This is a genomic window from Ureibacillus thermosphaericus, from assembly GCF_002370195.2.
Taxonomy (GTDB): domain Bacteria; phylum Bacillota; class Bacilli; order Bacillales_A; family Planococcaceae; genus Ureibacillus; species Ureibacillus thermosphaericus.
In genome coordinates this window covers 1870107-1886498 of the sequence record NZ_AP018335.1, presented here as the reverse complement: position 1 = coordinate 1886498, position 16392 = coordinate 1870107, and the positions used below count along the sequence as shown (strand labels likewise).

Here is a 16392-nt window from a genome sequence, read left to right as displayed (position 1 = left end):
TAGTATATAGAAATTATGCATATGAATGGAGTCCTGCAATCACTAAGTTTACAAAGACGAGATTAAAGATGATGATTGCAAATCCGATTAATGCGAGCCAAGCAGACTTTCTTCCTTCCCATCCTTTAGATAAACGTAAATGAAGATAAGCTGCATAGAATAACCAAGTGATGAGAGCCCATACTTCTTTTGGATCCCATCCCCAGAATCGACCCCAAGCTATTTGTGCCCAAATCATGGCAAAGACGAGAGCCCCTAATGTGAAGACAGGGAATCCGATTAATACAGAACGATATCCAATTTCGTCAACTAAATGAGAGTTTACTTTTTTCACTAAAGGATGAAGCAACTCACAAATCGGTCTTCGCACAATGAAGCGATATAACAAGTATAGAATCGTTCCAACCAAGAATGACCATACAACAGTCGTTAATTTCTTCGCATTAATAATCGCAGGCATTTCGACTAGCGGCTCCATAACGCCTTCCGTTTTTAATTCAGATTCATTCATTCCGAATAATGCCGGCATATTATAAACGATTTCAGATTCCATACCATTATTATTAACATAAGTAAATTGTGCTTCATATCCCATGCCGCGGAATGTAATCGTTACAAGTACAAAGCCGATTACAACTACGCAGAAATATAAAATGGCTTCAAGCCAAAAACGTTCCCTTGAGCTTGTTTTTGGATCTACTTCCTTTAGTAAATAAACAAGTCCAGCCACTGCGCTAATAGCAAGAATCGACTGTCCAATTGCCGCTGTTACAACGTGAATAGTTAGCCAATTACTTTGTAGCGATGGCACAAGTGGCGTTACTTCTGTTGGGAACATTGTTGCATAAGAAATAAATAATACTGCTATCGGTAATGCCACTAAACCAAGAACCGTAACACGATACATAAAGTAGATTAATATAAATGCTCCAACGAGGAACATTCCAAAGGCTGTAGTAAATTCAAACATGTTACTTACAGGAGCATGTCCCGCATAGATCCAACGGGTAATAAAATAGCCTAGCTGGGAAATGAAACCAATAATTGCAATCACAATTCCTATTTTTCCCCATTTTTCGGCTCTACTAGCAGCACCATCGTTTCTTTTAATGGAACCCGCTATGAAAACCGTACCTATAATATATGCAAAGAATGCTATAAAAAGTAAATTACCACTAATATCAATTAAACTCATTCGGCACCGTCACCTTCCTTATCCTTCTCATCTTTTTCTTCTAGTTGGTCAATATATTGAGGTAAATGCGCATATTCTGTCACAACATCTAAATCTTTTTTCATGCTAAACCAGTTTTTGTTTGTATGGGCAGCAAGCATAATTTTGCCATCTTCTAATTGTTGTACCCACAGGCGACGATGATTCCAATAAGAACCAATTGCTAATCCTAATAAGAAAATAACTCCACCAATAATCAAGATAGGAATCGTTACATCTTTTCGAATTGTTAATCCTGATACATTTCTTGTTTCTACACCTTTAAAGGTCATTTTATATTCATTTTCCCCCGCTTCAATTGGAGAAGCACCAATTGAAACGAAACTTACTTCCCCTTCTGGCTTATCCGGTGTCATCATTTTAAACACAAAAGCAGGGTTATTTGGATATTGGGATGCAGTTTGAGGAACACCATCTTTTAGTCCAGAAAAGTCTGGGTAGTAGTTCAAGATTTGAACTTTTGTATTTTCCCCTAAAACATATTCTTTTTCTGGATTTGTCAAATCAATTTTCATCGATCCAAGAGACTCACCAGATTGTTTATGGGTTAATTCAAACGTCATTGATTTTAATTCATTTAATCGATAATCCATTTGATAAATAGCATAACCATCATATTTTAATGGGTAGTTAACACGAATGGAATACTCTTTAACGAGTTCCATATTTTCCGTATCCCCTAACACTGCACCTTCAGCCTGTTTATATAACTTTACATCCGTCTGATAGTTTTTCGCAATGGCAGCAACACCTTGTTCAATTTGTGCTCTCGTTGGATCATTGTCATAAGTTTCTAAAATAAATTGTTTATTTTCTAGGAAATATCCATCCATTCCAGGAATCGCACGAACTTCTCCTTCGCGAATCCACATCGATTCATCTACGTGGAATCCCGGTAGGAATCGTAACATTACTCCTAGCAAGAAAATAATGAGCCCAAGGTGATTTATGTATGGACCAGAGCGGGCAAAGCGATTTTTTTCTGCCAATAAAGCGTTTCCATCTCGACGAACTTTATAACGTAAACTTTTCATTTTTTCTTCAATTAAATCAAGGGTTTTCGAAGAATCGCCTTCTGTTACTGGCCCATGAGCAACAATTCGCTGCCTTTTCATAAAGCTTTCATGGCGCTTTACACGTTGATTTTTTAACGATTTATATAGAGGAAGACCTCTGTCAAGACTTGCTACGATAATGGAGATTCCTAATAGCCCTACTAGAATCTGATACCACCACGAACTATACAAATCAGATAAACCTAAATTGTAATATAGTTCACCAAAAACGCCATAGTTTTGTTTATAATAAAGCGCTTTCTCTTCTTGTGTAGCCACTTGAACGTAAAATTCTTGAGGAAAAATCGTACCAAGAGCTGATGCAACAAGCGTAATAATAATTAACGAAACGCCCACTTTAACACTCGAAAAGAAATTCCAGATTTTATCAATAATGGATTTGTTGTATGTTTTAGAACGAATGGCTGTACCATCGTATCGCATATCAAGAACTTTTTGAGCTTTCGCTTCTTCAGATAATGGTCTACCACATTTTTCACAAATTTTTGTACCAAATGGGTTTTCATGACCACAAACACATGAGATTTTTTCCATAATTTTAAATACTCCTATTCTGGCTTAATTGACTCCATAAGAGATTGAATTTGTTCTTCTGACAATTCACCAGGAGGAACTTTTTTCACTTTTCCTTCCGGAGTAATTAAATAAGTTGCAGGTAATTTCCCGACATTATAAGCTTGCATCACGCTTTTTGTTTTATCAATGACTACTGGAAAAGTAAGATTATACTGCTCAACAAAATTTTCTACTTCAAAATTGGACTGAGCTATATTTACTGCTAAAATGTGTACACCTTGATCCTTAAATTGTTGATATTGTCGTTCCATCGCAGGCATTTCTTTTTTACACGGTTCACACCATGTGCCCCAGAAATTTAAAAATACCCCTTGACCTCTGTAATCGGATAGACGATGTGTGTTCCCTTCTAAATCTACTAATTCGAAATCAGGAGCTGTATCTCCATCAGCTAAAACCTCTACTGTATCTTTTGTCGCAGTATTGTATATTGTATAAATAATTGCACAAGCCAATACTCCAAGTATGATTCCTCTAATAATCAAACGTTTCTTTTTCTTTTCCATTCAGCAACCTCCTTGAAGAGAACATTCCAATCTCTTTCATTATAGCAAATATTTAAAGGCCAAATTTGAAATGTTTATGAAGGTTATCACTATGAACATAGTATCAACCGATTTTCCCTGTTTCTGCCAACACGCGCAACTGCTTCACTTCATGGGCAGTAAGTTCCCGAAATTCTCCTGCATTTAATCCTTTTAAGTCAAGAAAAGCAAATCTTTCACGTTTTAATTTGACAACAGGCGTTCCAATTGCGTCAAACATGCGTCGTACTTGTCTATTTCTCCCTTCATGAATGGTAATTTCACAAATTGCTTTATTTGCTTTTCGATCAACTTTTTTGATGTTCACCTTTGCAGGAGCAGTCATACCGTCCTCAAGCATAATACCTCTCCGCAATTTTTTGATATCTTCAAAACTCGGAATCCCTTTTAACCTTGCAATATATGTCTTTTCAATTTTGTATTTCGGATGGGTCATTAAGTTAGCAAATTCGCCATCATTCGTTAATAATATTAAGCCCGATGTATCAAAATCTAGTCGACCTACAGGGAAAATTCGCTCTTCCACGTGATCGTGAAAAAAGTCTAATACTGTTTTTCGTCCTCTGTCATCGGATACCGTTGATACGACACTTCTTGGCTTATAGAATAAGTAGTAAACTTTTTCTTCCCTTTCTACTTTTATACCATTCACTTCTACAACATCGCTTCTTGAAACCTTTGTCCCGAGTTTTGTAACGACCTCACCGTTAACTTTCACTTTTCCTTCTAATATCAATTGCTCCGCTTTTCTTCTGGAAGCAATACCTGCTTGAGCAATTACTTTCTGAAGCCTTTCCATTTGATGACTCACCTCTAAATACATATAACTATAATTCATTAGCTTCTTTACTGATGAAAATTATGTCATATTTTGTCTCAATATTAAAGAAAAACAACTCAGTTTATACAAGTGAAAAGCTGCCCGAAAAATAAGAGCGTTTCGGACAGCTTTTATATGTTATTATTTTAACTTTACCTTTGTTGAATAAATACTTTCATTATTTAAAAACACATGCCAAATGCCGAATTTAACATCTTGATTTCGTGATAGATGCAACACGTTTTGCAATTGATCTTCTTCTTCTTCCGAGATCAGTAATTTAATTGGTTCCTTCAGCTGAACTGTAATATTATCATTCGCTTTATACTTTCCTTTTTTTACAATCGTTTTCACATCATACTCTTCAAACACCTGATTTGCAAGTTGTTTATGTACTTGCCAATCGTTGGCTTCGTTTAATGTTACGACGATAATGCGTTCATTCTCCTTTTCAAAATACGTTGCAAGAGTTCTTCCAGCTACTTTTGTGTATCCAGTTTTTCCTGCTACAGCGCCAACATTCTCTCGGAGTAAGCGATGTTTATTTAACCACGTCGTTCCATTTTTCGTATTACTTTTATATTGAATCGTTGATGCAATTTTTAAAAAATCTTCATTTTCTAAAGCAATTCTTAACATTTGGGCAGTATCATAGGCACTGGATAAATGCAAATCATGATGCAAGCCTGAAGGATTAGTAAAATATGTTTGATTTAAGCGATAATATAGTGCTTTTTCATTCATTAAATCGACAAATCCTTCAACAGATCCGCCTGCATGTTCCGCTAAAGCGTACGCTGCATCGTTCCCTGATCGAAGCATAAGACCATACAACAATGTTTCTACAGTGACCACTTCGCCTGGTTCTAAATAAATTGATGACCCTTCACTCATTGTAGCCTCTCGAGAAATAACAACTTCATCATCTAAATTGCTATTTTCAATAGCAATAAGTGCAGTCCAAATTTTTGTAAGGCTTGCTATGGGCATTCTTGCATGCTCATTATTTCCAATCAATGTTCTTCCAGTATCTGCATCAATGACAACATAAGATGCTTTTACAACATGATGGAGCGAGAAATAAAACATCAATGAAAAAGCGAAAGTAATGATAAATTTAGCTAATTTCACTTAGCCACTCCTTTATTCATTTTCATTATGAAATACTTCTTGGAACTTTGTCATAAAGAGATCTGTTTGTTCATTTTCAACATCTTCATCACCTTCAGGTAATGGAGGAAGCTCTGATAAATCGGATAGTCCAAAATAATTTAAAAACTCTTTTGTTGTTCCGTAAAGAATAGCTCGTCCTGTACCTTCTGCTCGTCCGACTTCCCGAATAAGACCTCGTGATGCGAGAGTCTGGATAGGACGTTCACTTTTCACACCGCGCAAGTCTTCAATTTCTGTCCTCGTAATAGGTTGTTTGTATGCAATAATTGCAAGAACTTCTAATGAGGCTGTTGAAAGTACTTGACTATTTGGATTTTCAACTAATTTTTTGATCGTATTTGCTAATTCTGGTTTTGTTGTTAATAAATATGTATCAGACAATTGTTTTATTGTAAGACCAGATGCATCATTATTTTCATAAAGGGTTTTTAACTCACTTAATCCAGCTTCGATATCAACTTCATCTACATCTAATAATTCCGCCAGTTGTTTAACCGTCAGTCCTTCATCTCCTACAACGAATAGTAATGCCTCCATCCTAGCCATCAAGATCTTCGAGTTCACCTAATCGTTCCTCCTTCTGCAAAATCACGGTCAAATCTTCAAAGTTTCTTTCTTGTTCGACGAAAACAACTTGACGTTTCATCAATTCTAACAGCGATAAAAAGGTAACAATGATTGTGGATCTATCTTCATAAGGGAAGAGATCTGAAAAGCTGGATTTACCACCCCGTTTTTTCAGCACATCCACAACTCTTAACATTTGTTCTTTAACTGGAATATCTTGTTTTTTTACAGTCGTTTTTAATGGCTTTCTCAATTGTTTTCTTCGAAGCATTTTTTGAAATGCGTACAGCAAATCATAAATATTGACGTCTGCATTAAACAATGCAAGTTGCTCATCCGGCATAAATGGAGACAGGTCACTTGGCGGCTTTGTAAAGTTCTCTGGTCGATTTTCTTCCATCTTTTTCAATTCAATTGCTGCTTCTTTATACTTTTTATATTCAATTAACTTTAGGACTAATTCTTCCCTTGGATCGGGTTCTTCCACCTCAAATTCTGTTTCTTCCATCTCCCCTTCATGAATCGGGAGTAACATCCGGCTTTTAATGGCAAGGAGTGTTGCAGCCATCACTAAATATTCACTGGCTTCATCCAACTCCAGCACCTTCATTGCTTGAACATGCTCCATATATTGAGCGGTTAATTCTGCCATCGGGATATCATATATATCAATTTCCAAACGTTGAATTAAATGCAATAATAAATCAAGTGGTCCCTGAAAAGCATCTAGTTTTACTTCATACATATGTCACACACCTTGCGTTTCATATTAAAAAATGAGTATAGAGAAAAGAGGTTCATATTCACTATGCATCCCTTATTTCATCCGCTATTTATCGATTTTTGCGCATATTTCAATGGTAATCAAGATTATTTTGAATGTCACGAAGTTTTAGAGGAATATTGGAAGACAATTGCACCTGGAAAAAAAGAACATCCTCTCGTTGGGTATATACAATTGGCGACCGGCTTATATCATTGGCGAAGAGGAAATCTTCCCGGCGCTCATCGCATAATGAGAAAAGCCTACAAAAAATTTTTATCCAATCAAGGACATCCATTTTTTGATTATATCGATTTTCAGCAATTATGTAACGATTGTTTAAAAAGTATTGATGCCATAGAAAACAATCAACCATACAAAGCTTTTCAAATCAAATTAATGAATCGTGATTTAATAGAAAAAGTCAATGGCAAGATTTCATCACTTCCACCGTTGTCCCATGAATTTCTTCTTCATAAGCATATGCTGCGCGATCGTTCAGATATTCTAACAATGCGTGAAGAAAAAAGAAATGGCAGACGTTAATTTTCGTCTGCCTCTTGTAAGCTATGTAAGCATTTCTTAACAAAGGGTTCTGTTTCTTCACAAGCTTTGATTTCTGTATATTCACCACATGTTTTTAATTCTTTTAACATTTGCTTGGCAATTCCCTCACCTCTATAGGAAGGAACAACCGTAATGTGCTGAATCGTCGCTACAGAATCTTCCTCTAATACGCCTACAATTCCTACATACTCATCATCTTTTTTCCATAAATATAATTGCCAATTGTCTTCTTGTTCATAAGACTGCATTGTTTCCATTAATTTTTTGACGTCCTTTTCTTGGGGCATAAACGAAAGTAAACCCATCGCAATTTTTTCGAGTGATTTTTTATAACGTACTAACATGTATCATTCCCTCGTTTTCTTATCGCATACAAACATTCTTTACTATCGTACACGATTTCAAATTAAGAATCAAATTTCACCCAGAAATTACCAGCATCTCAATTCATTTACTGAAGTTTAGGAATTAGTACAAAAATGTAAAACAATGCCCATACTAAACAAAAAACGACAAAAAATCCTAACAATGTCCATTTTGAAAATTTCACAATTTATTCACCTTGTTTAAATGATATTCTTGATCGTTTACAATAATATCTTCATAGCTCTCTCTTCTAATTGCTAGTTGATGTGCACCCTTTTCCACAAAGACAACTGCTGGTCTCGGCACACGATTATAATTAGAAGCCATTGCATAGCCGTAAGCACCTGTACAAAAAATTGCGAGTATATCACCAGGTTCTGCTTGTTGGAGAGGAGCATCCTCAATTAGTTTATCACCAGATTCGCATAGTTTTCCAGCCACAGTATAAGTGTAATCTTTTGGCAGATTTGCTTTATTAGCAATGACAGCTTCATATTTTGCATTGTATAATGCTGGACGAATATTGTCGCTCATTCCACCGTCAACTGCAATATATTCACGGATATTTGGTACGACTTTGTGAGAACCAATAGTGTATAATGTAGTTCCTGCATCTCCAACTAGGGAACGTCCTGGTTCAATCCAAATTTCAGGCATTGCTAAACGACGTTTTGAAGCTTCCTCTTTTACTGTTTTGACCATCTCTTCAACATACACATGGGGTTCAAGAGGACGATCTTCTTCTGTGTAGCGGATGCCAAAGCCACCGCCTAAATTAAGTACTTTACATTGGAAGCCAAATGCATCGTTCCATTCGCCAATTTTTTCAATTAATTTCCCTGCAGCTAAACTAAAGCCGTCCGTTTCAAAAATTTGAGAACCAATATGACAATGTAAACCTAGTAAATTTAAATATTCATGATTCGCAACTAGCTTGAATGCTTCATCGGCTTGACCGTTATATAAATCAAAACCAAATTTAGAATCTGCCTGTCCAGTTGTAATGAAATCGTGAGTATGTGCTTCCACACCAGGAGTGACACGCAATAAAATATTCATCGATTGTTTTCGAGATTCTGAAATTTCTTTTAATAGTTCAATTTCATAGAAATTATCTACAACGATACAACCAATTTTTGCATCAAAGGCGAGGATTAATTCATCATAAGATTTATTGTTTCCATGGAAATGAATGCGTTCAGCGGGGAAGTTTGCCTTTATAGCAGTATATAATTCTCCACCAGACACAACATCTAGCGATAAATTTTCTTCGTTAACAAATTGATAGATTGCAATACATGAAAATGCTTTCGATGCATATGCAACTTGTGCTTCAACACCATGTTTAATAAAAGTGTCTCTAAATGCGCGAGCACGATTTCTTATTAATTCTAGGTCATAAACGATTAGTGGAGTCCCATATTCTTTAGCTAGCTCAACTGTATCAACACCACCGATATGTAAATGGCCATTTTCTCCGATTGTTTGAGTTCCGTATAAGTGCATAGATTCCCCTCCGTATACAAATAAGCTGTCCATGTCAAAAATTCTAACTTTTTCCTCTAAGGATCGGCTAAACACTAAGCATTCCATTTCAACTTTATGAATTCCATCTACCAGTCAGCAGATAAAATGGTAGGAAAGCCCAATTTCGCCAACTTTCCTTGAATTAAATCATCTATACAATATAGATTGAATATTTTGACACTGGACAGCCTTAAATTTTTAGTTTTATGTTTGAACTTTAACATAGGCGCACATCTTTCGCAACTGAATTTAAACACGTTTCCGCTGCTTTGCTCCAACAATATATGGCCTGAGGGCATCGTCTGCCATCGGGAATCGAATGAATACCCTTAAAAAGGCTTTGGGGAAAAATGGTATTAGTGGCCACATGTAAGGAATTTGCATCGGCCTTAGTGCACAAAAATACGAAAAGATGAAGAAGAAGCCGATGAAAAATCCACTAGGTCCAAATAAGGCTGTTAAACCTAATACGATAAAACGGAAATATTTTATGGAAACACTTAATTCGAAGGTTGGAATGGAAAAAGTAAATATTGCGACAACTGCTGCATAAAGTACAACTTCAGGTGAAAATAAACCTACATCAATGGCAATTTGTCCAATGATTACACCCGCTACTAACCCCATTGCAGTGGATAGTGGCGTTGGTGTATGGATTGCCGCAATTCTCAAATATTCCAAACCTAAGTCGGCAATGATGATTTGCAATAATAATGGAATATTCGATTCTTCTTTTGAACCGATAAAATCAAGTGCTTCCGGTAAATATTGCTCATGGGTGGCCAGCAAATACCAAATCGGCATAAATGTTAAACTTAAAAGAATTGCAGTATAACGTAAAAATCTAACGGTTGAACCAACAAAGGGTGATTGTCGATACTCCTCGGCGTGCTGCATTAAGTGGAAGATCGTAATCGGCAGCAAAATAACCGACGGAGACGTATCAACGATAATGGCAATATGGCCTTCAAGCAAATGGGCGGCAACAATATCTGGTCTTTCCGAATACCGAACAAACGGAACTGGGTGAAACCTTTGTTTAAAAATCCACTCCTCTAATGTTTTGTCTGCCATCGTCAATCCATCGTGGTTAATTTCTTCTAAACGTTGCTTCAACCACTTTAAATGTTTGTCATTGACAATATCTTTAATATAGGCAATTGCAACATCAGTTCTTCCGTTTGTTGTGATTTTATATAGTTCAAAACGCAGCTCTGGGCTTCGAATTCTCCTGCGAATGAGCGCCGTATTTAGCATAATGTTTTCAGCAAACCCATCTCGGGAACCTCGAATAACTTTTTCATTATCCGGTTCATCCGGTTGACGACCTGGATAACTTCTTATCTCTGTTAAGTAGGCGTAGCCTTGTTGTGTCACAAACCCAACTTGACCACTTAAAACGCCGAGCAGAAATTCTTCTTTATCTTTCGGCTCAGCTTTTCCATAAAAGTTGAACATATTGTCAAAATAGATGTCGTCATTTTTAACCGGATGAGCAGATTGTTTTTCTTCACTATCAAAATAAAGCGGTGTTAATTGCACAGTGAGCGTCATTCCATCAACAAGACCGCTGATATATACGCATAGTACAGGCAAATCTTTGACATGAACTTCTTTAATGCAGACATCGAAAGATTCATCTTTACCAAATTTTGAATATAAGAACTCTTTCGCTTCATCCAATGATGCAAAAATTTTGTTCGTCATTTATTCACCGTCTTTTTTGTTTTACTTGATGTATTTGATGAAGTATCCATCCATTGTTTTAATTGGGCTAAGATTTTCTTTTCTAGCCTTGATACTTGAACTTGAGATATGCCAAGCCTTTCAGCAATATCCGTTTGCGTTAAATCTAAATAATAACGTAAGTAAATGATTGCTTGTTCTCGCTTATCAAGCTTTTTCAATACTTCTTTTAATGAAATATATTGAAACGGTAATTCAGATTTTTCATCCTTCATTTGATCCATTAACGTAATGGAGTCTCCCTCTGACTCAAACAACTGTTCATGAAGAGACGCCGGATCTCTCATTGCATCAGTTGCCACTAAAATTTCATCTTGTGACACACCAAGCATTTCCGCTAATTCTGAGACTGAAGGCGGCTTCTCATTGGTCTTTAAGTATTCATCGGTGACTTGACGTATTTTAAAATTTAACTCTCGGATGGAACGGCTAACCTTCACCATTCCATCATCTCTCAAAAAGCGCTGAATTTCTCCGATAATCATTGGAACAGCATAGGTTGAAAACTTTACATCATATGATAAATCAAACTTATCCACCGATTTCATTAATCCAATACAACCAATTTGAAATAGATCTTCAAGCTCTACTCCTCGAGAAGCAAAGCGTTGAACAATCGACCATACGAGCCGCGTATTTCCTTCAATCATCTGTTTTCGTGCTTCCATATCGCCGGCCTGAGCAAGCTTAATGAGCTCCCGCATCTCTTCTTGCGTTAACAAAACATTGGACGGCTGTTCGATTGTCCTCATCCCCCTTACTTCTTCCAAATACCTTTAATATTGGCATCCAATTCAAAAATTATTCTTTTAAACTCAAAGGTGTTGAATTTCACTCATGTTGTTAAGATATTTGCGTCATTTTCATCGAGTGAAATTTTTTGGAAAAAGTAACGACCGTTCCAACACCAGGTTCAGATTCCACTTGAAGATGATCTGCAAAACTTTCCATGATTGTAAAGCCCATCCCAGACCGTTCCATATCTGCCTTTGTCGTAAATAAAGGCTCCATAGCTTTTTTAATATCTGGAATCCCCTTTCCTTGATCTTTCACAGCTACTGAAACGACATCTCCTTCACGAACTGCATGAACAGTGACAATCCCTTTGCCATCCTCGTCATATCCATGAATGATTGCATTGGATACAGCTTCTGAAACAATCGTTTTGAATTCAGATAGTTCATCAATTGTTGGATCTAATTGAGCCACAAAACTTGTTACCGCAATTCTCGCTAAGCTCTCATTTTCACTTAAAGCTACAAATGAAAGTGTCATTTCATTATCCATTCACAATCCCCCTTGCATATAAGATCGCCTCTTCTTCTTTACCCTCCATCACATACTTGCTTAACCCCGAAAATTGAAATATTTTTTTCATCGTATTTGAAGGGTTTAAAATGATGGTTTGTCCATTGACCGCACTTAACTCTCGCATGCGGCCTAAGATGAGGCCAATCCCTGAACTGTCCATAAAATTTAATCTCTCTAAATTCCAAATGATAGTGTGCAGATTTCCTTTTAAAATCGTTTGAGAAATGTGAGTACGAATTTTTTCGGTTTCATGATGATCCAATTCGCCATATAGTCGAATGATGGCAATATCTCTTTCCATATTTATTTCAAAATTCATCCGTTACATCGCCTCCTCCCTTCGCAATTCCACATAGCACGTCAAAATCCCTTTCGGTTGACAATAGTAGAAGAAATTCGCCGAAACTAGTAAAAATACGACAAAAACTTTTAAATAATATGTTTTACTCGTTTCTCATGCTTTCTTCATCCACCACCTATACAAACGAATCAATTTGACGAGCTTGCGAAATAACGAAGAACGCTAGTAGGAGTCGATAAATGGATTGCAAGCTCATCTGGAAAGGCGTCATCAATTCATAAATCTATTAACTCACAGCATACAATTGGCATTCAATCAAATAATGCTTCAATCCTACAATTCAGTTATCCAACCCGCCTTCCCTTATTCCACTTGACCTATGCTTTTTTGCACTGGAATTTGGCGTCATCATGAAACCTCAAGATAAGAAGAGATTACCTAATCAGCTTTAGTATGGAAAAAAAGGGAGAATTTTAAACATAATTAAGGACAGATTTGAACCAAAATACTTTCAAATCTGTCCTTCCAATCATTTTAACTAATTTTTGTTGTTGATAATTCTTCGCATTCACGGAAAGCGTAATGTTTACATCCAATACAACTGTTTCGGTTAACGCATCCTAATGCGCAATTAATGGCATCTCCAGTATGTTCGAAAAAGTTATGTTCACCTATTTCATTTGTTAAACCACTTTTATTTAATAAGGTTTTCAAACTTGGTTGTACGCCTGTTACTAGCAGTCGTCCACCTTGTGATTTAAAATTGCGAACAATATTTCGCAAATATGCCTCACCGGTTGCATCAATAAATGGCACTTTCCCCATTCGAAGTACAAGAATTTGCGGTTTATAGTGAAGGGACTTTAAAATTCGTTCTTCAAAGGTTTGGGCTGCACCGAAAAACAGTGGACCTTCAATTGTATAGATACTAATTTGAGGACAATCCCGAGATTCACTTACGACATGGGATTGAACTTTTCCGTTATTTTTATGGTCGGGCAATACTTTCGACACTATCAGCATGTCGCTCATTCGTTTTACAAATATCAAGATGGCCAACAACAATCCTACAAACACTGCGATTGTTAAACTTGTAAAAACAGTCAGTAAAAACGTAATAATTAATACAAGTGAATCCCCTGATTTTAGTTTTAATACATGAGCAAAATGTTTACGCTCACTCATATTCCATGCAACAACCATTAACACAGGAGCTAAACTTGCTAACGGAATATGCACCGCTAAAGGCGCAAACAACAATAATGTGATGAGAACAAATAGTCCGTGAATAACACCAGACATAGGCGATGTAGCTCCGAACTTAATATTCGTTGCTGTGCGGGCAATTGCACCAGTTGCAGGAATACCACCAAATAGTGGCGTTACCATATTCGCTATACCTTGTCCAATTAATTCACGGTTTGAATTGTGTTTACTATTTGTCATGCCATCAGCAACTACTGCAGATAACAATGACTCGATTGCACCTAACATGGCGATGACAAAAGCTGGCCCCAACAAAGACACCAATCGTTCAAAGGAAATTTCCGGTAATTTTAATTGTGGCAATGTGTTAGGAATAGCTCCGTAAGTAGAACCAATGGTAGCCACTTGTCCATTAAAGAAAATAGCAGCAACAACTGACGAAATAACAATGCCCATTAATGGCCCCGGCACTTTTGGCAACACTTTAGGAGTAATGAGGATGATAGCCAAACATAATATGGCAATAAAAATACTATAGACATTCATTGTATTCAAATGAGAGGCGATTTCCCACATGTTATCAATGAAACGCTCATGCTGCTCCAAACCTTGCAATCCTAGAAAATTAGCAATTTGTCCAGTAAAAATGATTACTGCAATCCCAGCAGTAAAACCGATTGTAACAGGTCTAGGAATATATTGAATAAGCACTCCTAGTCGCAATACACCCATTAATACGAGCATAATTCCCGCCATCAGACCGGCAAGCAGCAAATCTTCATAGCCATATACAAGTACAACGCCTAATAAAATAGGAACAAAAGCACCTGTTGGTCCACCAATTTGATATTTCGATCCCCCAAATAGTGAAATAAGAATCCCCGCAATGATTGCCGTATAAATTCCATACTCTGGCTTCACACCAGAGGCAATCGCAAAAGACATCGCTAAAGGAATAGCGACTATTCCAACAATTGTCCCTGAAACTAAATCTTTTTTAAAAGAATTTAACGAATACCCTTCAAATCTCCCCCGCCAAATTTTACCCACTCTTATCCCTTCTTTAATTTTCTCTTTTATTGCTTTATTAAGTTAATAATATACATTTTTCATATTTTTGTCATATTTTTTATGAAAAATTTAGAACTTTTTAGTCTCTTAAATTAAGTCTATCGAACCCTTTTGCTCATAACCATCATAAATTGCAAGAAAACGAAAAAGAGCGAATTGGAAAACTCACCATTCACTCTTTTTAAATCGTCTATTCATTTTGCGTGTATTACTACATGCAAAAGTTTCATTCTGTAACAATCCCTTTAATCAAAGAAGGAGCTTCTACTTTTTGATTCGATATGAAGATGTTCGAATATATTCTTTCTTTAATCTCATTGATATTTTCTCGGTTTGAATGGATCGTTGCTAGTGGTTCACCTTTTTCAACATAGTCTCCAACCTTTTTATTTAACACGATTCCAACAGATAAATCAATTTCGGAATCTTTTGTTGCCCTTCCAGCCCCTAAAAGCATAGCGGCTACACCGATTTCGTTGGCAATTATTTTTTCTACATGACCTGACTCAGTTGCTGGAATCTCAACTTGAAATTTTGCCTGTGGTAATAAAGTTGGGTCATCCACAATTGATGGATTTCCACCTTGAGAAGCAATAAATGCTTTAAACACTTCCAATGCTTTTCCGTTTGCTAATACATTTTCCATCTTCGTCCTAGCCTCTTTTAGGGTTTGTGCTTTGCCACTAAGATAAACCATTTGTGAGCCAAGGGTTAAACAAAGCTCTTTTACATCTTCCGGGCCATTCCCTTTTAGCACTTCAATTGCTTCTTTTACTTCAAGGGCATTTCCGACAGCATAGCCGAGCGGTTGACTCATATCGGATAAAATAGCAATCGTTCTTCTTCCTAATTGATTGCCGATTTTCACCATTGCATGGGCTAACTTTTCTGCCTCTTCGACCGTTTTCATAAATGCCCCTTCACCGACTTTTACATCTAAAACAATGGCATCAGCACCACTCGCAATTTTTTTGGACATAATGGAACTCGCAATGAGAGGAATGCTAGGTACGGTACCTGTCACATCTCTTAAAGCATAGATTTTTTTATCCGCGGGCGTTAAATTTCCGCTTTGGCTAACAACTGCCATTTTGATGTTATTGACTTGTTGAATAAACTCGCCGCTAGATAGTTCCACTTGAAAACCAGGAATAGATTCAAGTTTATCAATCGTTCCACCAGTATGTCCTAACCCACGTCCACTCATTTTCGCAACTGGAACTCCACAAGCAGCCACCATAGGAGATAAACAAATAGTCACTTTATCTCCAACACCACCTGTAGAATGTTTATCACACTTAACTCCTTGTATGGCAGATAAATCAATGGTATCCCCCGATTCTACCATCGCCATTGTTAAATCTGTTCGTTCTCTTTCTGTCATATCTTGAAAATAAATGGCCATCAGTAAACTTGCAGCTTGATAATCTGGGATTGAACCTTCTGTATATCCTTTGACAAAAAATTGAATTTCTTCTGTTGAAAGCTCCTTCCCATCTCTCTTTTTCTCAATAATATCCACCATTCTCATTTGACTCACCCC

At 36.7% G+C, this 16392-nt stretch carries 16 protein-coding genes; 1 reads left to right on the top strand and 15 read right to left on the bottom strand.

Annotated elements, in window-relative coordinates:
- Nucleotides 1–13 precede the first annotated feature (13 nt).
- The 7 genes from ccsB to UtA1_RS09050 form a co-directional block, all read right to left on the bottom strand.
- Nucleotides 14–1195 (bottom strand): c-type cytochrome biogenesis protein CcsB, encoded by a 1182-nt coding sequence (gene ccsB / locus UtA1_RS09080; protein WP_016836918.1) that lies wholly within the window; start codon nucleotides 1193–1195, stop codon nucleotides 14–16.
- Nucleotides 1192–2844, bottom strand: coding sequence for a cytochrome c biogenesis protein ResB (gene resB, locus UtA1_RS09075; RefSeq protein WP_096550777.1), 1653 nt, complete (start codon nucleotides 2842–2844; stop codon nucleotides 1192–1194). The genes ccsB and resB overlap by 4 nt, the downstream gene beginning before the upstream one ends.
- Nucleotides 2845–2858: 14 nt before the next feature.
- A complete protein-coding gene (gene resA / locus UtA1_RS09070) occupies nucleotides 2859–3392 on the bottom strand; it encodes a thiol-disulfide oxidoreductase ResA (RefSeq protein ID WP_096550776.1) in 534 nt (177 codons plus the stop codon).
- A 103-nt stretch (nucleotides 3393–3495) separates the two neighbouring features.
- The gene (locus UtA1_RS09065; protein ID WP_096550775.1) at nucleotides 3496–4230 is read right to left on the bottom strand and encodes a pseudouridine synthase; all 735 of its coding nucleotides are present in this window, start codon (nucleotides 4228–4230) and stop codon (nucleotides 3496–3498) included.
- Between the two features lie 162 nt (nucleotides 4231–4392).
- A complete protein-coding gene (locus UtA1_RS09060) occupies nucleotides 4393–5382 on the bottom strand; it encodes a D-alanyl-D-alanine carboxypeptidase family protein (RefSeq protein ID WP_096550774.1) in 990 nt (329 codons plus the stop codon).
- 12 nt (nucleotides 5383–5394) lie between these two features.
- On the bottom strand, nucleotides 5395–5970 hold the full coding sequence (gene scpB, locus UtA1_RS09055; RefSeq protein WP_016836913.1) for an SMC-Scp complex subunit ScpB: 576 nt from the start codon (nucleotides 5968–5970) through the stop codon (nucleotides 5395–5397).
- On the bottom strand, nucleotides 5963–6736 hold the full coding sequence (locus tag UtA1_RS09050; protein WP_016836912.1) for a segregation/condensation protein A: 774 nt from the start codon (nucleotides 6734–6736) through the stop codon (nucleotides 5963–5965). Before UtA1_RS09050 ends, scpB begins: the two co-directional genes overlap by 8 nt.
- A 63-nt stretch (nucleotides 6737–6799) precedes the next feature.
- Between UtA1_RS09050 and UtA1_RS09045 the strand changes: the two genes are divergently transcribed.
- Entirely contained in the window at nucleotides 6800–7300 is a 501-nt protein-coding gene (locus UtA1_RS09045) for a DUF309 domain-containing protein (RefSeq protein ID WP_096550773.1), read from the top strand.
- On the opposite strand, the gene UtA1_RS09040 is transcribed toward UtA1_RS09045, so the two are convergent.
- From UtA1_RS09040 to UtA1_RS09005, 8 genes are all read right to left on the bottom strand, one after another.
- A complete protein-coding gene (locus UtA1_RS09040; RefSeq protein WP_096550772.1) occupies nucleotides 7297–7665 on the bottom strand; it encodes a GNAT family N-acetyltransferase in 369 nt (122 codons plus the stop codon). The two genes, UtA1_RS09045 and UtA1_RS09040, sit on opposite strands and share 4 nt — an antisense overlap.
- Nucleotides 7666–7867: 202 nt before the next feature.
- Entirely contained in the window at nucleotides 7868–9193 is a 1326-nt protein-coding gene (lysA, locus tag UtA1_RS09035; protein ID WP_096550771.1) for a diaminopimelate decarboxylase, read from the bottom strand.
- Nucleotides 9194–9463: 270 nt separating this feature from the next.
- Nucleotides 9464–10921: a spore germination protein gene (locus UtA1_RS09030; RefSeq protein ID WP_096550770.1), complete on the bottom strand. Its 1458-nt coding sequence runs from the start codon at nucleotides 10919–10921 to the stop codon at nucleotides 9464–9466.
- A complete protein-coding gene (locus UtA1_RS09025) occupies nucleotides 10918–11712 on the bottom strand; it encodes a SigF/SigG family RNA polymerase sporulation sigma factor (protein ID WP_096550769.1) in 795 nt (264 codons plus the stop codon). The genes UtA1_RS09030 and UtA1_RS09025 overlap by 4 nt, the downstream gene beginning before the upstream one ends.
- A 91-nt stretch (nucleotides 11713–11803) precedes the next feature.
- Complete coding sequence (spoIIAB, locus tag UtA1_RS09020) at nucleotides 11804–12247, bottom strand: anti-sigma F factor (RefSeq protein WP_016836906.1); 444 nt, start codon at nucleotides 12245–12247, stop codon at nucleotides 11804–11806.
- Complete coding sequence (spoIIAA, locus tag UtA1_RS09015) at nucleotides 12240–12590, bottom strand: anti-sigma F factor antagonist (protein WP_016836905.1); 351 nt, start codon at nucleotides 12588–12590, stop codon at nucleotides 12240–12242. The genes spoIIAB and spoIIAA overlap by 8 nt, the downstream gene beginning before the upstream one ends.
- 516 nt (nucleotides 12591–13106) lie before the next feature.
- Nucleotides 13107–14828, bottom strand: coding sequence for a SulP family inorganic anion transporter (locus UtA1_RS09010; RefSeq protein WP_096550768.1), 1722 nt, complete (start codon nucleotides 14826–14828; stop codon nucleotides 13107–13109).
- Nucleotides 14829–15075: 247 nt separating this feature from the next.
- Complete coding sequence (locus tag UtA1_RS09005; RefSeq protein ID WP_096550767.1) at nucleotides 15076–16380, bottom strand: pyrimidine-nucleoside phosphorylase; 1305 nt, start codon at nucleotides 16378–16380, stop codon at nucleotides 15076–15078.
- Between the last annotated feature and the right edge of the window lie 12 nt (nucleotides 16381–16392).

What these genes read in the sequence shown, in the direction of transcription:
- ccsB (WP_016836918.1), bottom strand. Translation starts at nt 1,195, where the DNA reads ATGAGTTTAATTGATATTAGTGGTAATTTACTTTTTATAGCATTCTTT.
- resB (WP_096550777.1), bottom strand. Translation starts at nt 2,844, where the DNA reads ATGGAAAAAATCTCATGTGTTTGTGGTCATGAAAACCCATTTGGTACA.
- resA (WP_096550776.1), bottom strand. Translation starts at nt 3,392, where the DNA reads ATGGAAAAGAAAAAGAAACGTTTGATTATTAGAGGAATCATACTTGGA.
- UtA1_RS09065 (WP_096550775.1), bottom strand. Translation starts at nt 4,230, where the DNA reads ATGGAAAGGCTTCAGAAAGTAATTGCTCAAGCAGGTATTGCTTCCAGA.
- scpB (WP_016836913.1), bottom strand. Translation starts at nt 5,970, where the DNA reads ATGGCTAGGATGGAGGCATTACTATTCGTTGTAGGAGATGAAGGACTG.
- UtA1_RS09050 (WP_016836912.1), bottom strand. Translation starts at nt 6,736, where the DNA reads ATGTATGAAGTAAAACTAGATGCTTTTCAGGGACCACTTGATTTATTA.
- UtA1_RS09045 (WP_096550773.1), top strand. Translation starts at nt 6,800, where the DNA reads ATGCATCCCTTATTTCATCCGCTATTTATCGATTTTTGCGCATATTTC.
- UtA1_RS09040 (WP_096550772.1), bottom strand. Translation starts at nt 7,665, where the DNA reads ATGTTAGTACGTTATAAAAAATCACTCGAAAAAATTGCGATGGGTTTA.
- lysA (WP_096550771.1), bottom strand. Translation starts at nt 9,193, where the DNA reads ATGCACTTATACGGAACTCAAACAATCGGAGAAAATGGCCATTTACAT.
- UtA1_RS09030 (WP_096550770.1), bottom strand. Translation starts at nt 10,921, where the DNA reads ATGACGAACAAAATTTTTGCATCATTGGATGAAGCGAAAGAGTTCTTA.
- UtA1_RS09025 (WP_096550769.1), bottom strand. Translation starts at nt 11,712, where the DNA reads ATGAGGACAATCGAACAGCCGTCCAATGTTTTGTTAACGCAAGAAGAG.
- spoIIAB (WP_016836906.1), bottom strand. Translation starts at nt 12,247, where the DNA reads ATGGATAATGAAATGACACTTTCATTTGTAGCTTTAAGTGAAAATGAG.
- spoIIAA (WP_016836905.1), bottom strand. Translation starts at nt 12,590, where the DNA reads ATGAATTTTGAAATAAATATGGAAAGAGATATTGCCATCATTCGACTA.
- UtA1_RS09005 (WP_096550767.1), bottom strand. Translation starts at nt 16,380, where the DNA reads ATGAGAATGGTGGATATTATTGAGAAAAAGAGAGATGGGAAGGAGCTT.